13 protein-coding genes are annotated in these 21,476 nt (G+C 70.5%); 9 read left to right on the forward strand and 4 right to left on the reverse strand.

Features of this window, described 5'->3' with window-relative positions; translation table 11 throughout:
- Nucleotides 1-64: 64 nt before the first annotated feature.
- Nucleotides 65-2,737, reverse strand: a complete 2,673-nt coding sequence (gene lanKC / locus KBO27_RS05685; RefSeq protein ID WP_210968881.1) for a class III lanthionine synthetase LanKC — start codon at nucleotides 2,735-2,737, stop codon at nucleotides 65-67.
- A 27-nt stretch (nucleotides 2,738-2,764) separates the two neighbouring features.
- Complete coding sequence (locus tag KBO27_RS05690) at nucleotides 2,765-3,430, reverse strand: GNAT family N-acetyltransferase (RefSeq protein ID WP_210968882.1); 666 nt, start codon at nucleotides 3,428-3,430, stop codon at nucleotides 2,765-2,767.
- Nucleotides 3,431-4,036: 606 nt separating this feature from the next.
- Here KBO27_RS05690 and KBO27_RS05695 point away from each other — a divergent pair.
- The 8 genes from KBO27_RS05695 (at nucleotide 4,037) to KBO27_RS05730 (ending at nucleotide 13,963) form a co-directional block, all read left to right on the forward strand.
- Nucleotides 4,037-4,984: a ribonucleotide-diphosphate reductase subunit beta gene (locus tag KBO27_RS05695; RefSeq protein WP_210968883.1), complete on the forward strand. Its 948-nt coding sequence runs from the start codon at nucleotides 4,037-4,039 to the stop codon at nucleotides 4,982-4,984.
- A 49-nt stretch (nucleotides 4,985-5,033) separates the two neighbouring features.
- The gene (locus KBO27_RS05700; protein ID WP_210968884.1) at nucleotides 5,034-7,712 is read left to right on the forward strand and encodes an aldehyde dehydrogenase family protein; all 2,679 of its coding nucleotides are present in this window, start codon (nucleotides 5,034-5,036) and stop codon (nucleotides 7,710-7,712) included.
- On the forward strand, nucleotides 7,705-9,336 hold the full coding sequence (locus KBO27_RS05705; RefSeq protein WP_210968885.1) for a thiamine pyrophosphate-binding protein: 1,632 nt from the start codon (nucleotides 7,705-7,707) through the stop codon (nucleotides 9,334-9,336). Before KBO27_RS05700 ends, KBO27_RS05705 begins: the two co-directional genes overlap by 8 nt.
- Nucleotides 9,333-10,595, forward strand: coding sequence for a beta-ketoacyl-ACP synthase II (gene fabF / locus KBO27_RS05710; protein ID WP_210968886.1), 1,263 nt, complete (start codon nucleotides 9,333-9,335; stop codon nucleotides 10,593-10,595). Before KBO27_RS05705 ends, fabF begins: the two co-directional genes overlap by 4 nt.
- Before the next feature lie 3 nt (nucleotides 10,596-10,598).
- A complete protein-coding gene (gene fabG, locus KBO27_RS05715) occupies nucleotides 10,599-11,294 on the forward strand; it encodes a 3-oxoacyl-ACP reductase FabG (protein WP_210968887.1) in 696 nt (231 codons plus the stop codon).
- Between the two features lie 26 nt (nucleotides 11,295-11,320).
- Nucleotides 11,321-12,088 (forward strand): enoyl-ACP reductase FabI, encoded by a 768-nt coding sequence (gene fabI, locus KBO27_RS05720; RefSeq protein ID WP_210968888.1) that lies wholly within the window; start codon nucleotides 11,321-11,323, stop codon nucleotides 12,086-12,088.
- 136 nt (nucleotides 12,089-12,224) lie between these two features.
- The gene (locus KBO27_RS05725) at nucleotides 12,225-12,815 is read left to right on the forward strand and encodes a hypothetical protein (protein ID WP_210968889.1); all 591 of its coding nucleotides are present in this window, start codon (nucleotides 12,225-12,227) and stop codon (nucleotides 12,813-12,815) included.
- A gap of 56 nt (nucleotides 12,816-12,871) precedes the next feature.
- Nucleotides 12,872-13,963 carry a baeRF2 domain-containing protein gene (locus KBO27_RS05730; RefSeq protein ID WP_210968890.1) on the forward strand — a complete coding sequence of 364 codons (1,092 nt, stop codon included), beginning with the start codon at nucleotides 12,872-12,874 and terminating at the stop codon, nucleotides 13,961-13,963.
- Between the two features lie 227 nt (nucleotides 13,964-14,190).
- Here KBO27_RS05730 and KBO27_RS05735 read toward each other — a convergent pair whose 3' ends face one another.
- On the reverse strand, nucleotides 14,191-14,604 hold the full coding sequence (locus KBO27_RS05735) for a ribonuclease domain-containing protein (protein ID WP_210968891.1): 414 nt from the start codon (nucleotides 14,602-14,604) through the stop codon (nucleotides 14,191-14,193).
- A 121-nt stretch (nucleotides 14,605-14,725) separates the two neighbouring features.
- Nucleotides 14,726-15,661 (reverse strand): hypothetical protein, encoded by a 936-nt coding sequence (locus KBO27_RS05740; protein ID WP_210968892.1) that lies wholly within the window; start codon nucleotides 15,659-15,661, stop codon nucleotides 14,726-14,728.
- A 240-nt stretch (nucleotides 15,662-15,901) separates the two neighbouring features.
- On the opposite strand from KBO27_RS05740, the gene KBO27_RS05745 reads away from it, so the two are divergent.
- Nucleotides 15,902-21,397 (forward strand): ATP-binding protein, encoded by a 5,496-nt coding sequence (locus KBO27_RS05745; RefSeq protein ID WP_210968893.1) that lies wholly within the window; start codon nucleotides 15,902-15,904, stop codon nucleotides 21,395-21,397.
- Nucleotides 21,398-21,476: the final 79 nt, after the last annotated feature.

Raw genomic sequence — 21,476 nt, forward strand, 5'->3', positions numbered from 1 at the left:
TTCCTCGCCGAACGGTGAACGGCGAGGACATCTGTGGTCGCATCAACCGTGAACGGCGGATCGATCAGCGAATCGGATTGTTCGCCTCGCCAGTTCTCACCGGGTGCGGATGTCCCTCGGGGGCGTTGTGAACACTATCAGAAAATTCGTTCCCGCCAATGGTTTTCGCAATTCCTCGAGCAATTCCTGCCGTTTTAAGGAAAGGCATGAATTCAGCCTCGGCATCGTCGAGCGACGCGAGTGCCGCGAGCACTCCGGCGTTACCGGTGGCGAAATCCATCGAGAGCCGGAAATTGCCCTCGCCGGGGAATGCCAAGTGCCCGTGGTAGCCGAGCGCGTGCCAGTGCAGCACCGACAGGTGCGCGACGACGGAGTCCGGCAACCGCCCGCCCGACCCGTCCCGCGCCAGCCGCCCCAGCGTCGCCAGCAGCCCGGCGCGGCCGCTGAACAGCCCTGACTGCACGACCAGCGTGCTGCGGCAGCTCTCGGTGAGCCCCGCCGCGGACTCGGACAGCCGCTCGTCGGGCACGTGCCGCAGCACCTGGTCGGCGATCAGCCCGATGCCCGCCGAACCGACGTCGAGGTAGGGCAGGGTGCGGAAACCGCCGTCCACCTGCAACGTCCCGTCCGGCCGGGCCACGCACAGGTCGAGGTCGCGGTGCAGAGCGCGCACCGCCAGGTCCAGGTGCTCGCGCTGTCCGGTCGTCTCGAAGCAGCGAAGGAAGAACAGCGCGGGCCCGGTCCAGCCGCGCAGCAGCCCGCCGCGCGATCCGGCGTCGCGCAGCCCGATGCGGCCGGCGACGTCGATGCCGTGCGAGCGGCCGCTCTCGACGGCCTCCGCCAGCCGGTCGGCGACTCCCAGCGCGCCGGCCAGGTGCTCGCCGCCGCGATCGGCCAGGTGCAGGTGGTTCAGGCCGATGCCGGCCAGGCCGCTGAACAGGCTGACGTCGTGGGTGAGCGCCACGTCCGGCGCGGCTCCTGCGATGAGCTCGGCCGCCTGGTCGTGGTGGCCCAGCAGGTCGAGGACGTGCGCGATGCCGTGGGCGCCGTCGAAGAAGCCGGGCGGGAGGTCCGACCGGGACGCGTGCTCGGAGAGCCAGGCCGCGTGCGCCGGATCGACCTCCTGGCCGGCGGTGCGCAGCGACCACAAGATCCCGGCCGCGCCGAAGGCGAAGTCGGTGCCACCGTTGAGGAATCCCTGCACGTCGCCGGGGAAGAGGCGGTCGTCGCGCTCCGGGGTGGCGGTGGCGCGGATCGCCTCGGCCAGCGACTCGCGCGCTGCGCGGCGTCCCGCGGCGTTGGTGAAGCGGACCTCCGGGGCCGCGGCGCCCTCGGTGCCGGGCGCCGGTCTGCGGAGCCGGTCGAGGATGAGAGCTCGCACGTGTTCGGGCAATTCGAAGTGCTCCTCCACTGCGGCGAGCAGTGCGCCCGCTTTGCCGGGGGACAGCGCGTTGAGGCTGGTCAGCGGTAGGAACAGCCACAGCGCGAGCGTTCCCAGCGCCTGCCGGTCGATCTCGGCGCCGCGAGCGTCGGGGTCGGTGAAGCCCGCGTAGCCCATCTGCTGGCGCTGCCCGTCGCCGATCTCGGACGCCGACTCGAAGTCGACCAGCCCGACCCGGTCGTCCTCGTCGACGAGGACGTTCGCCGGGTGCAGGTCGCCGAAGACCAGGCCGTGCTCGTGGATGCGCTCCACCAGCTCGGCGACCCGCTCCAGGACGCCGACGGCGCGCTCGGCGTAGGTGCGCTTGGCCTGCGGTGTCGTTCGCGGGCCGACCAGCGGGTGGTGCAGCGCGCTCCAGGTCTGCAGCGTGCGGCCGGGAATCCGGTCCAGCACGGCGAAGCGGTGCTCCCACACGTCGACCAGCTCGTGCACGCGCGGCACGCCCTCGATGCCGTCGAGCGCGCGCAGCGCTCGCACCTCGTCGTCCAGCCGCGCGATCGCGTCCCGACCGGACGAGTCCAGCCCGGCCAGCGGGCGAGCCTCCTTGAGCACCACCTGGGTCCCGTCGCTCTCACGCCGGGCGAGGTAGACCCCGCCGCCGTTGGAGAAGTGCAGTGCCTCGGTGATCTGGTAGCCCAGCGAGGCCGACTGCGCGGATCGCGAGTCCAGGTGCGGCTTCAGGAACTCCGGTGGGCGCACCCAGCGCGGGGTGGTGAAGAACGGCCTCCGGTCGTCGGGGATCAAGGTGCCGTCCGGCTCTTCGATCGCCAGCACCCGCTCACCGCCCTCGGTGTAGCAGTGCCGGGCGGTGAAACCGCCGTAGCGCACGAAGACCGGCCCCTCGCCGATCCGCAGATCGGTCAGCACGTACGGGCCGCGTTCGCCGGCCAGCGCCTCGGCGAGCGCGTCGACCGCGGTTTCCAGCTGCACGTCGTCGACCGGGTAGAGGGTCAGCAGCTTCCCGCTCGCCGAGCGCGGCGCGTACTTGAGGCTGTAGGCGCGCACCAGGTGGCCGGTGCGCAGGAACTTGAACGCGATGCCGGTCTCGAAGCAGTACCGGGCGACGATCTCCAGCACCCGTCCGGCGTTGTCCGGGGTCGCCGAGACGTGGATCTTCCAACCTTGGCCGGGCAGTTCGGCACCCGCCGGGCGGGCCATGCACCAATCGAGGTTGCCGCCGCGATTCCAGCCCTCCGGGAATGTCAGGTCGAACGTGCTCTCCGCCGCCCCCCACCGAGACGGCGCTTCGTAGAAGTGCCGGTCGGCGAGCGAGTACAGCTCCAAGTCCTCGCGCATCGCTGAAGTCCCCCTCGTGCCGCCGGGTCAGTAGGAACGCGTCCGGCCGCTGCGGCGGTCGAAATCGCGCAGCGAGGTCGGCGGGTCGTTCGCCAGGTACTTGCTGAGCAGTTCCCTGGCCTTGTCCTTGTCCTCGGCGGGAATCGCGTCGATCACCGGGAACTGCCCGGCATCGGCGGCCGCGTGCTCCTCGAACTCCTCGCGCAGGATCGACCAGATCGTGCGGTCGTAGTACATGCCGTCGAGGTAGTGGTAATCGCGCAGCACGCCTTCCAGGACGAATCCGCCCTTGGTCAGGATCTTCAGCGTTTCCTTGTTGTAGGCGGCGGTGGTGAACTCCACGCGGTGCGCGTTGATCCCGTTGAAGAGGTGCTCGATGACCAGTCCGAACGCCTCGGCCCCGTAGCCGCGGCTCCACTTCTGCCAGTCGCCGACGATGCCGCCGATGCTGTAGGAACCGGAGCTGTTCACCGGGCGGTAGTTGACCGCGCCGACGCGCTCGCCGTCGTTGGTCACGGCCATGAAGAACCGGATGTTGCCGTCCTCGTTGGCCGCCTTGACCTTTGCCGGGGTGAGGAATTCCCGGGTGTCGGCGGTCATGGCCGCGTTCGGCGAAAGGGGCTTCAACCAGCCCGCGATGAGGTCGTAGTCGTCTTCACCGGCCCATTCGATCCGGACGAGTCTTCCCTGCATTGGCACCTTCTTCGGTCAGAGTCATGATGCGGAACAACCGCGCCCCGCAGACGTGTTCGTCCGACCGGATCAGACGATTCGACAATCGTGCGATCCGGTTTCGGAAATGTCGTCAGCAGTTGTTCGGCGTGGGTTGGTGAAAGGTGAACCGAAGGATGTTCGGTTCCCGCGATGCCTTGCTTGCTTCAGTCTCCCGTCCGACGCATCCAGGAGATCCGCGGTTCCCGTGAACGTGTCCTCATTTTTTCCGTTTTTCATCCGGGTTTCCCAGCCGGACGGCGCGAAACGCTAAGCAGCGCCCCATGAACTGTCAAGCGAAACCGCGATGTTCAGTCGTCCTGAGGTGGTCGGCGGGGCCATTCGGCGCAATGCCGACGACTTCCACCTGAATAGGGGTAGGGGTCGCAACCCCACATTTCCCCGAATCGCTTGACCGTTCTGGTGGCGGTTGTTTCACTGTGCCCACTCCGCGAACAGAGCTTGCTCAGTCTCTCGTTTTCCGGCCGGTGGTGCGCCTTCACCCCGCCGGGTCCCGTGTCGAACTCCTTGCGATCTCCGCTGCCGCGCCTGCGGCCGGGATCGACCGATGTGGTGCGAAGGATTGAGATGAGCCGTTGGACTCCGTTGCTCATGGATGAGGCGTCGCTGATCGAGATGCCCAAGCTGCCGCTGAACGAGGTGATGCGGCACGCGCACGTGGTGGCCGCCCAGCGCCTCAAACCCAAGGAGCTCTACGAGCGGTGGGACCGCCAGCAGTGGTCCGCAGTGGACATCGAGCTGGGTCCGGACCGGGAGAACTTCCACGACGTCCTCACGCCCGGCTACCGCAAGATCATCGGCGAGTCCATCGCGACGTTCATCATCGGTGAGTACACCGGGCTGGACATGCTGGGCCCGATCATCAGCGGTTCGCCCGACGAGCAGTACTCGGTGTTCCTGGGAACGCAGATCGCCGACGAGACGCGGCACACGCACCTGGTGTTCCGGCTCGGCGAGGAGATCCTCGGCATGGATCCGGACCCGAAGCGGATGCTCGCCGAGAGCTGGACCATGGCGGCCCCCGCGCACCGCGAGCTGAGCATGCTGGAGGCCGGCATCGTGCGCGACCTGCAGCAACGGCCGCTGGACTACGCGCAGTGGCTGCGCGCGGTGACCCTGTTCCACATGATCACCGAGGGCGTGCTGGCGCTGGTCGGGCAGCGGGTGCTGGTCCAGGCGCTGCGCGACATGGAACTGCTCGACGGCGTCAAGACCGCGTTCACCGCGATGTGCCGGGACGAGTCCCGCCACGTCGGGTTCGGCATGCACGCGCTGCGCACCGGCGTGCTCGAAGGCCACCACGACGACATCTGCGAGGTGCTGGAGTCCGCGGTTCCGCTGGTGCTGCGGATCGACCAGGAGTCCACGGCCGTGGCCACCAAGACCTTCCGGCAGATGAGCGTCGACATCCTGCGCCGCCACATGCGGCTGATCGGCATCGACGAGAGCTTCCAGGACCACCTCATCGCGACGGCGTCCGCGAAGGCCGACGGAGAGCGCGCCGATGCGCGCTGACCGGCCCCACACCAATTCCGCGCACGGAACTACAGGAAGGCGAGGCCTCATGGGGGACAACGCGAACGGCGGGCTCATCACCGACAACGGTGTCGTCGGCCGAGATCAGGTGGCCTGGGACGCCGCCCTGCTGGCCAACCGGCTGCGCGGCAGGGGCGTGCGCGCCGGTGACCGGGTGGTGTTGTCGGCGGCGAACTCAGCCGAATTCGTGGTGGCGCTGTTCGCGCTGATCGCCGTGGACGTCTCCATCGTGCTGGTCGACCACAGGCAGACGGCGAAGGAGCACCGCAGGAGCATCGCGCACGCGAAGGCCGGATGGCTGCTGTGCGACGAGACCGTGCCCGCCGACGAGCTCGACGTCGAGACCATCTCGCTGGGCAACGTGCTCAGCGAAGTGCGGCTGTCCCGGCCGGTCGACGCCTTCGCCGACGTCCAGGACGCCCTGTCGTTCGAGCCCTGGTACCGCCGCGACGACGGCCTGGTCCTGTGGTCCTCGGGCACCACGGGGACGCCCAAGGGCATCGTGCGCTCGGGCGGGTCGGTGCGTGACAACATCGAACGCACCCAGCGCCGGATGGGCTACGTCGGCAGCGATGTGCTGATGCCGCTGCTGCCGTTCTCGCACCAGTACGGGTTGTCGATCACCCTGCTGTGGTGGTGGTCGGAGTTCACGCTGGTGGTCAACCCGTCCAACCGGCTGGACCGGGCGTTGGACCGCATCAGCGAGCACGGCGTGACGGTGGTGGACGCGACCCCGTCGAGCTACGACACGATGCTGGCCATCTACGGCAAGCGCACCCGCTACCACGGTTCGCTGGCCAGCGTCCGGATGTGGTGCGTGGGCGGCGCTCCGCTGCCGGCGGCGCTGAGCGGACGGTTCCGCACGGTGCTCGGCAAGCCGCTGCTCGACGGCTACGGCAGCAGCGAAGCGGGCAACATCGCCCTCGCGGTCGAACCGGACCCGCAGGGCGTGGGCCGCGCGCTGGACGGCGTCGACATCAGGATCGTTGACGCGCAGGGCGATTCGCTGCCGCCGGGGGAGCGCGGCGAGATCGTGGTGCGCACCCCGGACTACATGAACGCCCTGCTCGGCGAGGACGGCGAACCGGTTCCGGTCCTCGACCGCGACTACCGCACCCACGACCTCGGGTGGCTCGACGACCAGGGCAACCTGACGCTGGTGGGCCGCAAGCAGGCCGTGCACCGCCTCGGCCACACGATCTACCCGGACGCGCTGGTGGAGAAGGTGGAGCGCTGCGGACGCCCGGTGCGCGTGATCCCGTTCGACAACGAGCGGCTGGGCAGCGAGCTGGTGTTCGTCGTCGCCGACGAGCAGGACCGCAGCCCCGGCCACTGGCGGGCGCGGTTCGCCGACGAGCTCGCCGAGTACGAGCGGCCCAACCGGGTGGTGGTCGTGCCGGAGTTCCCGCTCAACCTCAACGGCAAGGTCGACGTCGAGGCGCTGCGCGAGATCGCCCGCGGCCGGGTCCACGGCGACGCGCCGTCGATCCCGCACCCGGAGCGGTTGCAGGCGCTGCGCAGCGTCGTGGAGTTCCTGCAGTCGCAGCGCTCCCAGGTGCACGAGCTGCTCACCGAGGTCTCGCACCACGCCACGGTCAACGGCGAGATCGACCTGTGCATCCGGACCCTGGAAGGCGCGCAGGACGAGGTCCTCAAGAATCGGCCCCGAGCGGTCGGCGGCGCGGCGGTGTTCATGCCCTCGAACATCCCGCTGTACTCCTACGTGCTGTACCTGCTGATCCCCAGCCTGTACTGCGACCAGATCAGCTTCCGCGCCTCCAGCAAGATCGCCGATCTGACCCGCAAGCTGCACGAACTGCTCTCGCCGGCGCACAAGCTGCCGATCCACGACTGCTCGATGGCGCAGCGCGAGTTCATCGCGGGCCCGGTCGCCGAATCCGAGCTCGTGGTGTTCACCGGCACCTACCACAACGCCGAGAAGGTGCGCCGGCAGCTGAGCTCCGAGCAGCTGTTCGTCTTCTTCGGGCAGGGCGTGAACCCGTTCATCGTCGGTCCGGACGCCGACCTGCGCAGCGCGATCCCCGCGCTGATCGACGTGCGGATGATCAACTCCGGTCAGGACTGCTTCGGCCCGGACCGGATCTTCGTGCACGACTCGGTCGCCGACGTGTTCGTGCCCGCCCTGTGCCACTACGCGGCCAAGCTCCGCCACGGCGACAACCGGGACACCACCAGCGACTACGGGTCGATGTACTACCTGGAGGCCTTCGCCGACTCCTTCGACTACCTGCGCCGCAACTCCCGGCACATCGTCTCCGGCGGCGAGGTCAGCATCATCGACATGCACCTGCGGCCGACCGTGCTGGAGCTGCCGCTGGACCCGAAGGCGCAGGCCACCGAGATGTTCGCGCCGATCTTCAACGTGGTGCGCTACTCGACGGACGACGAGCTGCTGTCGGTGCTGAACTCGCCGTTCTACATCGACCGCGCGATGGGCGCCACGGTCTACGGCGACATGCCGGAGGTGGTGGAGTTCCTGCGCAAGCGGCACCACGTGACGATCAACAGCACCCTGGTCGACCACGACGACGGCAACGAGCCCTTCGGCGGCCGGGGCATCGTCGCCAACTACGCGGCGCTGGGAAACCGGCGGGTCGCCGAGCCGCTGCTGCTGTCCAAGGCGGTCGCAGAGCACCTCGGCACCGAGTCGCGGCGCCGCGAGCTGATCGGGGCCGCCGATGTCTGACCAGGTGAAAGGCGCCTGGCCGGCGGTCCTGGAGGTGCTGCGGCAGCACGGCGCGGGCACCCTGTTCGGATTGCCCGGCGACGACCTCGAACTGCTCGACGCGATCGAGCGGGCCGACGATCCGCCGCGGCTGGTGCTGTGCCGCGACCAGCGCAACGCCCTGTTCATGGCCACCGGTCACGCCCTCCAGTCCGGGACGGTGACCGCCGCGGTCGTCGGCAAGGGCCCTGCCGTCACCAATGCCGCCACCGGCCTGCTGGAAGCGCAGTGCTCCCGCGCACCGGTGGTCCTGATCGGCGCGGGCACCGATCCGCACCACATCGGTGCCCGCGCTTTCCAGGAGCTCGACCAGGTCTCGGCGCTGGCGCCGCTGACCAAGTGGGCGCACCGGGTCGAGCACGCCGACCGGCTGGTCCCGGCCCTGCGCCGGGCGTTGCTGATGGCCGCCCACGGCGCCCCGGGACCGGTGTACCTGGAGGTCCCGGACCACCTGCTGGCCGCGGACATCCCGCTGCGCGGTCGCGGTCTGGAACCGACGGCGGGAGTTCCGCATCCGGTGCGGGCGGCCGAGCGGCCGATCCTGCTGGTCGGCGGTGGGATGCGGCACCGCAACGCGGAGCGGGTGGTGGAGCGGCTGGCCGAGCGCATCGGCGCGGCGATCTTCTGCACCGCCTCCGGGCGCGGTGCCGTCGACGAGGACCACCCGCAGTTCCTCGGGCTCTCCGGCCTCTACGCCGCACCGGCCACCGCGCAACTGTGGTCCACTTCGGACTGCGTGATCTCCTTGGGCAGCAGGCTGGAGGAGACCGCCACCCTCAACTGGCCGGAGCCGATCGGCGACTCGGTCCCGGTGGTGCAGCTCAACATCGTGGCCGAGGAGTTCGCCACCGACCACTCGGGCCCCTGCGTGATCGGGGACGCCGCCGCGACCGTCGAAGCCTGGCTGACCGACGACCTCGGCGGCGACCGAGGGGAGTGGGCCGAGCTCATCAACGCCGCGCGTCAGGAGCTGCGGCCCCGGGTCTCCGGCGAGCTGCGCATCCCGGATCTGCTCGCCGAGGTGCAGCGGGTGGTTCCGCAGGACCGAATCCTGGTGCAGGAGAACGGCTTGCAGGACATGTGGTCCTACTTCTTCCCGAACTACAGCTGCGGTCTCCGCGGTGGGTCCGTGGTGCCCTCCGAGCAGACCAGCCTCGGCTTCGGCGCCGCCGCGGCCGCAGGCGTGAAAGCCGCGGCCCCGCACCGGCCGGTCCTGGCGCTGGTCGGCGACGGCGCGTTCGCCCTGTTCGCCGCCGACCTGCGCACGCTGGTGCGCGAGCGGCTCGGCGTCTGCTACCTGGTGCTGCGCAACGGCGGCTACGGGTGGCTGCAGCAGCAGGCCGACCAGCACGAGCCGCCGATCACCGGGTTCGCCTTCACCGATGACGAACCGCTGGTCCGCACTCCGGGAGTGCACCACGCGCTGGTGGAACGACCCGACGACCTGGGCCCGGCGCTCGCCGACGCGATGCGCCTGACCTCCGAAGGCACCCCGTGCGTGATCGAGGTGCCGGTGACGCTCGACGACTCGGCGCTGCGCCCGGACGGCGACTTCGGCACCCAACCAGATGTGGAGCTCCCATGATTTCCGAGAACATCCGCCCGCTGCGCCGCCGCGTGGTGGTCACCGGCGTCGGCGCCGTGACCCCGGTCGGCCTGACCTTCGACGCCACCTGGGAGGCCTTCCTCGCCGGCCGCAGCGGCGTCGCCGAGATCAGCACCTTCGACGCCTCCGACCTGCCGACCTCGATCGCCGGGCAGATCAAGGACTTCGACGCCACCGAGCACATGCCGCGCACCATCGCCCGCCGCATGGACAGCTACGCCCAGTACGCGATGGCCGCGGCGACGCAGGCCCAGCAGATGTCCAAAATGGACATCGACGAGGGGAACGCCGACCGCATCGGCGTGCTCATCGGCAGCGGCTACGGTGCGGTCAACTCCATCGACGGCTTCTCGGTGGCCATCCGCGAGAAGGGGCCCCGCGCGATCAGCCCGTACGCCCCGATCACCGGCGCGATCGACAGCGCCGCGGGTGAGATCAGCATGGCCTTCGGCGCCCGCGGTCCGAGCCGCGCGATCAGCAGCGCCTGCGCCACCGGCACCGACGCGCTGGGCGAGGCGGCCCGCTGGATCCAGTTCGGCCTCACCGACGCGGTCATCGTGGGCGGCGCCGACAACTGCGTCACCCGCGTCGACCTCGCCGGCAGCGGCAACGCCCGCGCCCTGTCCCGCCGCGTCGACGACCCCCAGGCCGCCTCGCGCCCCTTCGACGAGGACCGCGACGGTTTCGTCATGAGCGCGGGAGCCGGAGTGCTGGTCCTGGAGGAGGCCGAGCTCGCGGAACGGCGGGGAGCCACCATCCTCGCCGAGGTCCTGGGCTACGGCTGCTCCTCCGACGCCTACCACTGGACCGCGCCGCAACCCGAGGGGCTGGGCGCCAAGCGCGCGATGCGCTCGGCCCTGGCCGACGCCGGTGTCGAACCCGGCCGGGTGGACCACGTCAACGCCCACGGCACCAGCACCAAGCTCAACGACGCCTCCGAGGTCGCCTCGCTGCGCGAGGTCCTGGGGACGCGGGCCACCGAGATCCCGATCTGCTCGATCAAGTCCATGACCGGGCACATGATCGGCGCGGCCGGTGCGGTGGAGGCCATCACCGCCGTTCAGACGATCCGCACCGGCATCGTGCCGCCCACGATCAACTGCCACCGCCCGCTGGCCGACGACATGAACTTCGTCCCGAACGAACCGCAGCAGCATCAGGTAGGGGTGGCGATGAGCAACTCCTTCGGCTTCGGCGGCCACAACGCGGTCGTGGTCCTCGGCGCTTGGGAAGGCTGAGCCGTGGCAGCACTGGTGACCGGCGGGAGCAGGGGGATCGGCTTGGCGATCGCCCGCGAGTTCCAGGCGGCGGGCGAACCTGTCGCGGTCACGCACCGGGGACGGGCGCCGGAGGGGTTCCTCGGCGTCGCCTGCGACGTCACCGACTCGGGTCAGGTCGACGCGGCGTTCGACGAGGCGGAGACCGAGCTCGGCCCGATCACCACGGTCGTGGCCAACGCCGGCATCACCGATGACCAGCTCCTGCTGCGCATGGACGAAGCCCGGTTCAGCAGGGTCGTCGACACCAACCTGACCGGTGCTTACCGGGTGGCCAAGCGCGGTGCGCGCAGCATGCTGCGGCAGCGCCGAGGACGGCTGATCTTCGTCTCGTCGGTGGTCGCGCACCGCGGTGAGGCGGGCCAGGCCAACTACGCGGCGAGCAAGGCCGGTCTGCTCGGGATGGCGCGCTCGCTGGCCCGCGAACTGGGTTCGCGCGGCATCACGGTCAACGTCGTCGCGCCCGGGTTGATCAGCACCGACATGACCGAGGGGCTGTCGGAAGCCCGCAGGCAGCAGATCCTCGACGGCACCCCGCTGGGCCGCTGCGGCGAGCCCGCCGAGGTGGCGTCAGCGGTGCGCTGGCTGGCTTCGGACCAGGCCGGGTACATCACCGGCGCACTCATCCCGGTCGACGGCGGCGCCGGCATGGGCCATTGAGCCCGCGGAGGAGAAGGAGGAATGAGATGCCGGGATTGCTCGCGGGCAAGCAGGTCCTGATCACCGGGGTGCTGACGGAGTCGTCGATCGCCTTCCACGCGGCGAAGGTCGCCCAGCAGCAGGGCGCTCGCGTCGTGCTGACCGGCTACGGCCGGCTGAGCCTGGTGCGGCGCATCGCCAACCGGCTCCCGGACCCGCCGCCGGTGATCGAGCTCGACGTCACCGACCAGACCATGCTCGACGATCTCGCACCGAGGCTGCGTGAGCACGTCGACCGCCTCGACGGCGTGCTGCACTCGATCGCCTACGCGCCCCCGAGCTGCCTGGGCGAGGGTTTCCTGGATGCCCCGTGGCCGGACGTCGCGACAGCGGTGGAGGTTTCGGCCTACTCGTTGACATCCCTCGCGGTCGCCTGCCGCCCGCTGATGCCTGCCGGAGGCTCGATCGTCGGCGTGGACTTCGACGCGGGCGTGAGCTGGCCGGGGTACAACTGGATGGGTGTGGCCAAGGCGGCCTTGGAATCCACGACCCGCTACCTGGCTCGGGAGCTCGGTCCCGGCGGGATCCGGGTCAACCTGGTCGCCGCGGGCCCTCTGCGCACGGTCGCCGCGCGCTCCATCGGAGGCCCCGACGACCTCGAAACGGCCTGGCGGGACAGGGCTCCGCTGGGCTGGGACACCACCGATCCGGAACCGGTCGGTCGCACCCTCTGCGCCCTGCTGTCCGACTGGCTCCCGGCGACCACCGGCGCGATCCTCCACGCCGACGGGGGTTTCCACTCGACCGGCCGGTGACGCGACCGGCCGGTCCGGGACGTCGGTTCCAGCTGAAACCTCGCGAACCCCGACCGCAACGGTGAACCTCACGCGCGGGTACCGGCGACGCCGCGTCGCTTTTGCGGGCCCGTGCGAGTGGCCATAGTCTTCGGCGATGGTCGTGCAGCGGTTGCAGGCAGTGGCCATGGTGGTCGGGCCGGTCGTCTTCGCCGCTTCACCGTTCTTCTGGGTCGACGGCCATTACGGTGTCAACGGCGGGATGTTGATCGCGCTTTCCACGGTGCCCTGGGTTTTCGGACTGATCGGCGAGTACGAGCGGTTGCGCGAACGCGTGCCGGTCGCGGCAGGGCTGTGGCTCCTGCTGTTGCTGGTCGGGATGTTCGGCACCATCGCGTTCGGACTCCAGGGTTTCTTCGAAGGTGCGTTCGGCTTGCACGATCGGGTCGGATTGGAGCGGTTCGCCGATTACCCACCGCAGAGCCTGCTCGTGCTGTGGCTGCCGGGACCTTCCTTCCCCGCCGCCATGTTCGCGTTCGGTGCGCTGCTGCTGTGGACCCGCACGGCCCCGTGGTGGGACGCCTCCCTGATCTGCCTGGCGGCGATCGCCTTCCCGCTCGGGCGAGTTCTCCGCTTGGAGTGGGTTGCCTACGTCGTGGACGTGCTGGTGATCATCGCCTTCGCCCACCTCGCCTGGCGGGCCTGGTTGCGGACGACGGAACCGACCGGGGATCGACATGACACCTGACCGCCGGCGGCGTTCCCATGGCAGCGGAGGCGCTTGCCGAGCGAACGAGGTGACCGATGGATCTCCAGTTCCTGCGTCCGGTGTTCGAATGCGAGGGTGATGTCGCCTCCGTGCACCTGGACACCAGCCGCGGCCCGATCGACGCGGACAAGCAGATCGAGCTCCGGTGGAAGGCCGCGCGGCGCTCGCTCGGCGAGCAAGGTGCTGCGGCCGAGACCCTGGCCGCCGTGGACGACGTGGTCGGGGGAGCGAAGGACGTCGCGGGACCGCAGGGCGAAGCGATCTTCGCCTCCGGTGGGCGGATCCTCGCCGCCCACACCATGGCGGAACCGCCGCGCAAGGACAGCGCGGTGCACCTGCCGGTGGCCGACCCGCTTCCGCTGGCCATCGATCGGGACCACCAGCTGGCGCACGTCGTCGTCGCGGTCGACCGCGAGGGAGCCGACGTCGACGCCTACCCGGCGGCCGCTGCGGCGCCGTCCTTCCAGCGCACCTTCAACGGCTCCACGCTGCACATCAGCCGCGTGCGCGCGGGTGCCGTCTCGCACGCCGCCTACCACCGGCGCTCGGTGAACCTGTGGTCGGAGAACACCGAACAGGTCGCCGAGGACATCCGGAAGGCGGCTGCGGAGGTCGAGGCCGCGGTCATCCTGATCGCGGGAGACCCGAAGGCCATCGGCCTGCTGCGAGAACATCTCAGGACGCGCCCACCCGCCGGGCGGTTCGTCTACGTCGAAGGCGGGCGGACCGACCAGTCGGCTCTCGACGGGCTGCGGGCGAGCGTGGACGAGGCGATGCACCAGGCGATGCTCGAAAGCCATCAGCAGGTCCTCGACCAGCTCGAGGCGCAGTTGGCCGGAGGCCAGGCCCTGCAGGGCCTGAACCCGGTGATGGAGGCGCTGTCGCAGGGCAGGGTCGAAACGCTGCTGCTGGCGGCCGATCGGAACGGCGATCCGGACCTGACGGCGTCCCGACGAGATCCGCTGGCCGTGGTCAGCGATGCGGCGGCGCTGGGTGACGACGCGGCGTTCGTCGCACCGGCGAGCGCTCTGCTGCTGCGTTCGGCGGTGCACGGCAACGCGCAGTTCACCGAGCTCCTGCCCGGCACCAGCTGCGAAGACGGAGTCGCGGCGCTCGTGCGCTACTGATGTCGGGGCCGGCTCCTGGCTCCTCGTTGTTCGTGAACTTCGAATTCGGCGATTCGTGCCTGGAGACCGTTGTGCGACTGCGCCTTGCCGTGCGCGGGAGGAACCCGTCACGGCGGAAGGGGCTTCACCGGATTCCGCAACGCGTGCTTTTCACGTCGATGAATCGCCTTGCCGCGTTCGCAGGCCGACCGTCCACCGGGTGGCCGATGGACGGTCCGGCGTGCCGGTTACAGCAGGTGGAAGGTGCCGTAGTGGTCGGGGGAGAAGTACACCTCGTTGGTGGTCGTGTCCAGGACCAAGCGGTAGGCCTGGCGCTGGGCGCCGCACTCGCGCGGCGTCACGTCGAATTCGAGGTAGTCGTGGCCCTCGGGGAGCTGGCCCTCGTAGTTGTTGTAGGTGCCGCCGGCGAAGTTGCACTGCCCGTCCGGCCAGTCCACCCAGCCGCGCTCCGACGGGTAGTTCAGCGAGGCCCAGATCTCGTTCGAGCTGCGAGCCTCGTCGCAACCGTTGACCTCGCAGGCCTGCGCGACCGCGGCGGTGGCGGTCGGGGCGATCACGGCGCTGCCGCCACCGAGCAAGCCGAGCACGGCGAAAGCGGCGATGAGCAGCTTGATCACGGGGTTGATCCGATTGTTCGTCACACGTCCTCCCGAAAGTTGCCAGCGCCTCCGGAATCTAGAGGCGTCTTAGACTTTCGGGGCAGATCTGCGACAACTGGACAACCGGATCAAGAACACGTGAACATCAGTGGTCCGAACCACATCAGTCCCGCCCCCGCGACCTCACGGCGTCGACCTGGGTGTGCATGAGGGCGAGGGTTTGGTCGAGGGTGAGGCCTGAGTTCACGGCGTGGTCGAGGTAGGTGAGGATGCGCTGCGCGTCCTCGCCGAGGACCGCGTTGGTGGAATCCGCCGTGGCTGCGTCGAGGGTGCCGAGGCTCGCGCGTTGCTGGGCGCCGCGCACGGCGCGGCGGAGGATCGTGGTCTCCTGCGCGTTCGGGCGCCGGCGTTCCTCGGTGAGGCGGGCGAGGATGCGTCGCACGGTCGGGTCGTTCTTGACCGTCGCGGTCCGGGCGGCGTAGGCGGCCACCATCTGCGAACCGCGTCGATCGTCCGGAGCGCTCGGGCCGTTCTCGGCGTGAGCGGGCGGCACGTCGACGTCGAGCGCGTCCATCGCCCGCTGCACGCGGGCGTCCCGGGCGCGCGCTCGGGCGATCGCGTCCGGGCGTCCCTTGCCCGCGCGCTCCCGCACCTGCTCACGGGCCTGCTGCCCGGCGGCGGACAGTCGCCGGGGTCGGGTGACCAGGCCGTCGTTGATCTGCTGCTGGCGCTTGAGCCGCAGGTGCATGTCCAGCGACTGCCCGGCCCGAGGTGGGGCCAGCCGCGCGTTGCGCTCGAAGTCGTCGTCCGAGTCGCGGAACCACTTCCGCAACCGCCGGACCAGGAAGTCCTCCGGCGACTCCCGGTCGCCCCGCCGGGGCTGGAAGCCCTCCCGGCCCTCCGGGAGGTTGTCGAGCGCGACCTTGATCGCGTCCACGCACCAGCCCGCGTCGAACCAGCGGTTGAGGATCGCGACGGCCTCCGAGGTCACCGGGTGACCTGGGAAGAGCTCGCCGAACAGCTTCCTCGTGGCCAGCTCGACCTGCTCCCGGTCCGCCGGGATGACCCGGCCCGGCCAGGTCTGCGGGGTGAAGGCCATTCGGTTCCTCCAGGGGTGCGTGTGCGCCACCAGTGTCCACCAACGGTTCCGATGATCGACGCCGGATCGTGACCGCGGACCTACCGGCGGCGTCCGCAGAGCTTCCGTTTGGTGGGTCTCGACTATTTTCGGGGCCCACCACGCCAGGCTGGCTACATATCCCTACTTCCCGGTAACCGGGAGGGTGTTCTTGAACGTCGGGAGCGCCAGCTCCCGTGAGGTGATTGGGAGGTCTTGTCGGTGTTCCGTCGTGTGGCGATCGTCAACCGCGGGGAAGCCGCGATGCGGCTGATTCATGCTGTGCGGGAGGTCGAGGCCGAGACAGGGGCCCGGATCGAGACCGTCGCCCTCCATACCGACGCGGACCGCTCGGCGGCCTTCGTGCGGGAGGCGGACCTCGGCTACGACCTCGGTGCCGCTCGGGACCGGCCCTACCTGGACCTGGGTGTGCTGGAGCGGGCGCTGGTCGAGACCGGGGCGGATGCGGCCTGGGTCGGCTGGGGCTTCGTCGCCGAGGATCCGGCGTTCGCCGAGCTCTGCGAGAAGCTGGGCGTGACCTTCATCGGTCCGAGCGCCGAAGCGATGCGCAAGCTCGGCGACAAGATCGGCGCGAAGCTGATCGCCGAGGAGGTCGGTGTCCCGGTCGCGCCGTGGAGCCGAGGCGAGGTCGCCGACCTGGACGCGGCCGTGCGCAGCGCGGGTGAGATCGGCTACCCGCTGATGCTCAAGGCCACCGCGGGCGGCGGCGGGCGCGGCATCCGCGTGATCCACGACGAGCGGGAACTCGCCGACGCCTACGAGCGCACCCGGCTGGAGGCCGAGCGGGCGTTCGGCAGCGGCGCGGTCTTCCTGGAACGCCTGGTCACCGGCGCCCGGCACGTCGAGGTCCAGGTGATCGCCGACGGCCAGGGCACGGCGTGGGCGCTGGGGGTCCGCGACTGCTCCGTGCAGCGGCGCAACCAGAAGGTCATCGAGGAATCCTCCTCGCCGGTGCTCAGCCCCGAGCAGAACGCCGAGCTCAAGGCCGCGGCCGAGCGGCTCGCGCTGGCCGTGGACTACCGGGGCGCCGGGACCGTGGAGTTCCTCTACCACCCCGGTGACCGGCTGTTCGCCTTCCTGGAGGTCAACACCCGGCTGCAGGTCGAGCACCCGATCACCGAGGCCACCACCGGCGTCGACCTGGTGAAGGCCCAGCTGCACGTGGCCTCGGGCGGCAAGCTGGAAGGGGACCCGCCCGCCGAATCCGGGCACGCCATCGAGGCCCGGCTCAACGCCGAGGACCCGGAGCGCGACTTCGCACCGGCACCGGGCAAGATCGTCCGGCTCGACTTCCCCGCAGGACCCGGCATCCGCGTCGACACCGGCGTCGACGAGGGCGACAGCATCCCCGCCGACTTCGACTCGATGATCGCCAAGATCATCGCGGTGGGGCGCGACCGCGACGAGGCGCTGGGCAGGCTGCGCCGCGCCATGGCGCAGACGACGGTGATCGTCTCCGGCGGGGCGACCAACAAGAGCTTCGTGCTCGACCTGCTCGACCGGCCCGAGGTGATCGACGGGTCCGCCGACACGGGCTGGATCGACCGGGTGCGCGCCGAGGGTGAGCTCCAGTCGCACCGGCACTCCGCGATCGCCCTGGCCGCGGCCGGGATCGAGGCGTACGAGGACGCCGAGCTCGTCGAGCGGCAGAGGTTCCTGGCCGCCGCGCACGGCGGCCGGCCGCAGGCGCAGCACGAGAGCGGCAGGCCCCTGGAGTTCAAGCTGCGCGGCAACTCCTACCGCGTGCAGGTGGCCCGCATCGGGCACGAGCGGTTCCGGATCGGGATCAGCGCCGGCAACGGCGGTCCGGTCCACACCGCCGACGTTGAGGTCGAGCGCTTCGACGACCACGTCGAGCAGCTCACCGTCAACGGCGAGCGCTACCGCCTGGTCACCGACACCCACGGCCCGGTGTGCCTGGCCGAGGTGAACGGCGTGGCGCACCGCGTCAGCCGCGACGAGGGCGGCGTGCTGCGCTCGCCCGCGCCCGCGCTGGTCGTCGCGACCCCGCTGGAGGTCGGCGCCGAGGTCGAGGAAGGCGCAGCGGTCCTCGTGCTGGAGAGCATGAAGATGGAGACCGTGCTGCGCGCCCCGTTCCGGGCCAAGCTGCGGGAGTGCTTGGTGCGCACCGGAAGTCAGGTCGAGACGGGCGCGCCGCTGCTGCGGCTGGAGCCGCTCGGCGACGCCGACGAGCCCGGCGACGAGCAGGCCGCGTCCGAGACCGCCGATCTCGAGCTGCCTCCGGGGCGGGAGGGGATCGACGCGGGTGAGCGCGCGACGCGCAGCCGGCAGGACCTGCGCAGCATGCTGCTCGGGTTCGACGTGGATCCGCAGGACGAACGCCGGGTCCTCAACGACTACCTGCGAGCCCGCGAGGAACTGGTCGAGGCCGGACGACGTCCGCTGGCCGAGGAGATCGAGCTCCTGGAGGTCTTCGCCGACCTCTCCGAGCTGAGCCGCAACCGGCCGGTCGGGGAGGAGACGGCGGCGGACTCGCGGGTGCACAGCTCGCGCGAGTACTTCCACACCTACCTGCAGAGCCTCGACGTCGAGCGCGCCGGGCTGTCCGAGACGTTCCAGCGGCGCCTGGTCAAGGTCCTCGCCCACTACGGCGTCGACGAGCTGGACCGGACCCCGGAGCTGGAGGAAGCGGTCTTCCGGATCTTCCTCGCCCAGCAGCGCGCTTCCTCGGACGAGGCGGCGGTGTCGACCCTGCTGCGGCAGTGGCTCGCCGAGGCACCGCCGTCCGGCGCGCACCGCCAGCCCGCCGGTCTCGCCCTGGAACACCTGGTCGCGGCCACCCAGCTGCGCTTCCCCGCGCTGTCCGACCTCGCCCGCACCGTGGCGTTCCGCTGGTTCGCCCAGCCGATGCTGCGCCGCCACCGCGCGGAGGTCTACGCGGGGGTGCGCAAGCACCTGAAGCACCTGGACGAGAACCCGGCCGCACCGGACCGGGCCGAGCGGATCTCCGCGATGGTCTCCAGCGCCGAACCGCTGGTCCGGCTCGTCGGCCAGCGCATCGGCCGCGAGGGCACCGACCCGGCGCCGCTGCTGGAGGTGCTCGCCCGCCGCTACTACGGCAACCGGGAGCTCGACGACGTCCGCGCGGTCCAGGTCGCCGACTGCACCTTCGTCACCGCCGAGCACCGCAGCGCCGGTTCGCGCGTGGTGAGCACGGCGGTGGACTTCGCCGCGCTGCCCGACGTCGTGCGGGCGATCGGTGAGCTGGCCACCGACGGCGACCTGGTCGCCGACGTCTACCTGGTGTGGGACGGCCAGCCCGACGACACCGACGCCATGGCGGCCCGGCTCGGCGAGGTGCTCGCCGCTCAGCAGCTGCCGAGCCAGGTCAACCGGATCACCACCACGGTGGCCGGTCCCAGCGGTGCGGTGATGCACCACCACTTCACCTTCCGCCCGTCGCCGGAGGGCTTCGCCGAGGAACGCCTGATCCGCGGGCTGCACCCGCTGCTCGCCGACCGGATGCAGCTGGAGCGGCTGCGCGAGTTCGACCTCGACCGCCTGCCCTCGGCAGACGAGGAGGTCTACCTGTTCCGGTGCGTGGCACCGCAGAACCCGGCCGACGAGCGGCTGGTGGCGCTGGCGCAGGTGCGCGACCTGACACCGCTGCGGGAGTCCGACGGCAGGCTCGTCGCGCTGCCCGCCGCGGAGGGCGTGCTCACCGCGTGCCTCGACGCGATTCGCAAGGCCCAGGCGACGAAGCCCAAGGCGAACAAGCGATCCGGGACCAACCGCATCGTCATCTACGTCTGGCCTCCGAACGAGCTGTCCATGGACGAGCTCGACGTCGTCGCGCAGCGCGTGCTGCCCACGACGGCCGGGGCCGGGCTGGAGGAAGTGCTGTTCCTGGTGCGCCAGCCCGACCCGGAGACCGGCGAGCTCGGCGAGGTCGCGGTGCGCATCGGCTACGACGCCGGGGCGGGGATGCGGTTCTCCGTCGAGCAGCCGTCGGTGGAGCCGATCCAGCCGCTGGACTCCTACCGGCAGAAGGTGCTGCGGGCGGCCAACCGCGGAACCGCCTACCCGTACGAGCTGACGAAGATGCTCGCCGGTGCGCACGGCACGTTCGTCGAGCACGACCTCGACGAGGACGGCGTGCTGGTGCCGGTGGACCGGCCGAAGGGGCAGAACTCGGCGGCGATCGTGGCGGGCGTGGTCACCACGCCCACGCGCCGGCACCCCGAGGGCATGTCGCGGGTGGTGCTGCTGGGCGACCCGACCAAGGCGCTGGGCGCCCTGTCGGAGCCGGAGTGCTCCCGCGTGATCGCCGCGCTGGACCTGGCCGAGCGGATGCGGGTGCCGCTGGAGTGGTTCGCGCTGTCGGCCGGTGCGCGCATCTCGATGTCCTCGGGCACCGAGAACATGGACTGGGTGGCCGCCGCGCTCAAGAAGATCGTCACGTTCACCCAGGGTGGCGGTGAGATCAACGTCGTGGTGGCGGGCATCAACGTCGGTGCGCAGCCGTACTGGAACGCCGAGGCCACGATGCTCATGCACACCAAGGGAATCCTGGTGATGACGCCGGATTCGGCGATGGTGCTCACCGGCAAGCAGTCGCTGGACTTCTCCGGCGGTGTCTCGGCCGAGGACAACTTCGGCATCGGCGGCTACGACCGCGTCATGGGCCCCAACGGTCAAGCGCAGTACTGGGCGCCGAACCTCGCCGCGGCCAACGACGTGCTGATGGCCCACTACGAGCACACCTACATCGCCCCGGGCGAGTCCGGACCGCGCGGTGCGGGCAGCAGCGACCCGCGCGACCGCGACATCTCGACCTACCCGCACGAGCTCGCCGACAGCGACTTCAGCACCGTGGGTCAGATCTTCTCGTCCGAGCACAACCCGGACCGCAAGAAGTCCTTCGACATCCGGACCGTGATGCGGGCGGTGTCCGACCAGGACCACCCGGTGCTGGAGCGCTGGGCGGGGATGGCCGACGCCGACACGGCCGTCGTCCAGGACGCGCACCTCGGTGGCAGCCCGGTCTGCCTGATCGGTGTCGAATCGCGTTCGGTCGCGCGGCGCGGGTTCCCGCCCACCGACGGCCCGGACGCCTACACCTCGGGCACGCTGTTCCCGCGGTCGTCGAAGAAGGTCGCGCGGGCGATCAACGCGGCCAGCGGGAACCGGCCGCTGGTGGTGCTGGCGAACCTCTCCGGGTTCGACGGCTCACCCGAGTCCATGCGCAAGCTGCAGCTGGAGTACGGCGCCGAGATCGGCCGGGCCATCGTCAACTTCGACGGCCCGATCGTGTTCTGCGTGATCTCCCGCTACCACGGCGGCGCGTTCGTCGTGTTCTCCAAGGCGCTCAACCCGAACATGACCGTCCTCGCGGTCGAGGGTTCCTACGCCTCGGTGATCGGTGGCGCACCGGCGGCTGCGGTCGTCTTCGCGGGTGACGTCAACGAGCGCACCGCGAACGACCCGAGGGTGCGGGAGCTCGACGAGCTCGTGGCGGCTGCCGACGGTCCGGAACGAGCGGCGCAGAGCCTGAAGCTGGCCGACGTCCGCGCCGAGGTGCGGGCCGAGAAGCTCAGCGAGGTGGCTGCGGAGTTCGACCGGGTGCACAGCATCCAGCGCGCGGTGGAGGTCGGCTCGGTCGACGCGATCGTGCGCGCCGACGAGCTGCGTCCGCGGATCATCGACGCCATCGAGAAGGCAGCGCAGCAGGGCTGAGCCCGAGCGCGATTCCGGTCCGAACCGTTCATTGATCATGGACGGTTCGGACCAGTGCTGCCCGGGCGCAGCATCACCC

It is taken from the genome of Saccharopolyspora endophytica (assembly GCF_018070075.1).
Taxonomy (GTDB): Bacteria; Actinomycetota; Actinomycetes; order Mycobacteriales; family Pseudonocardiaceae; genus Saccharopolyspora; species Saccharopolyspora endophytica.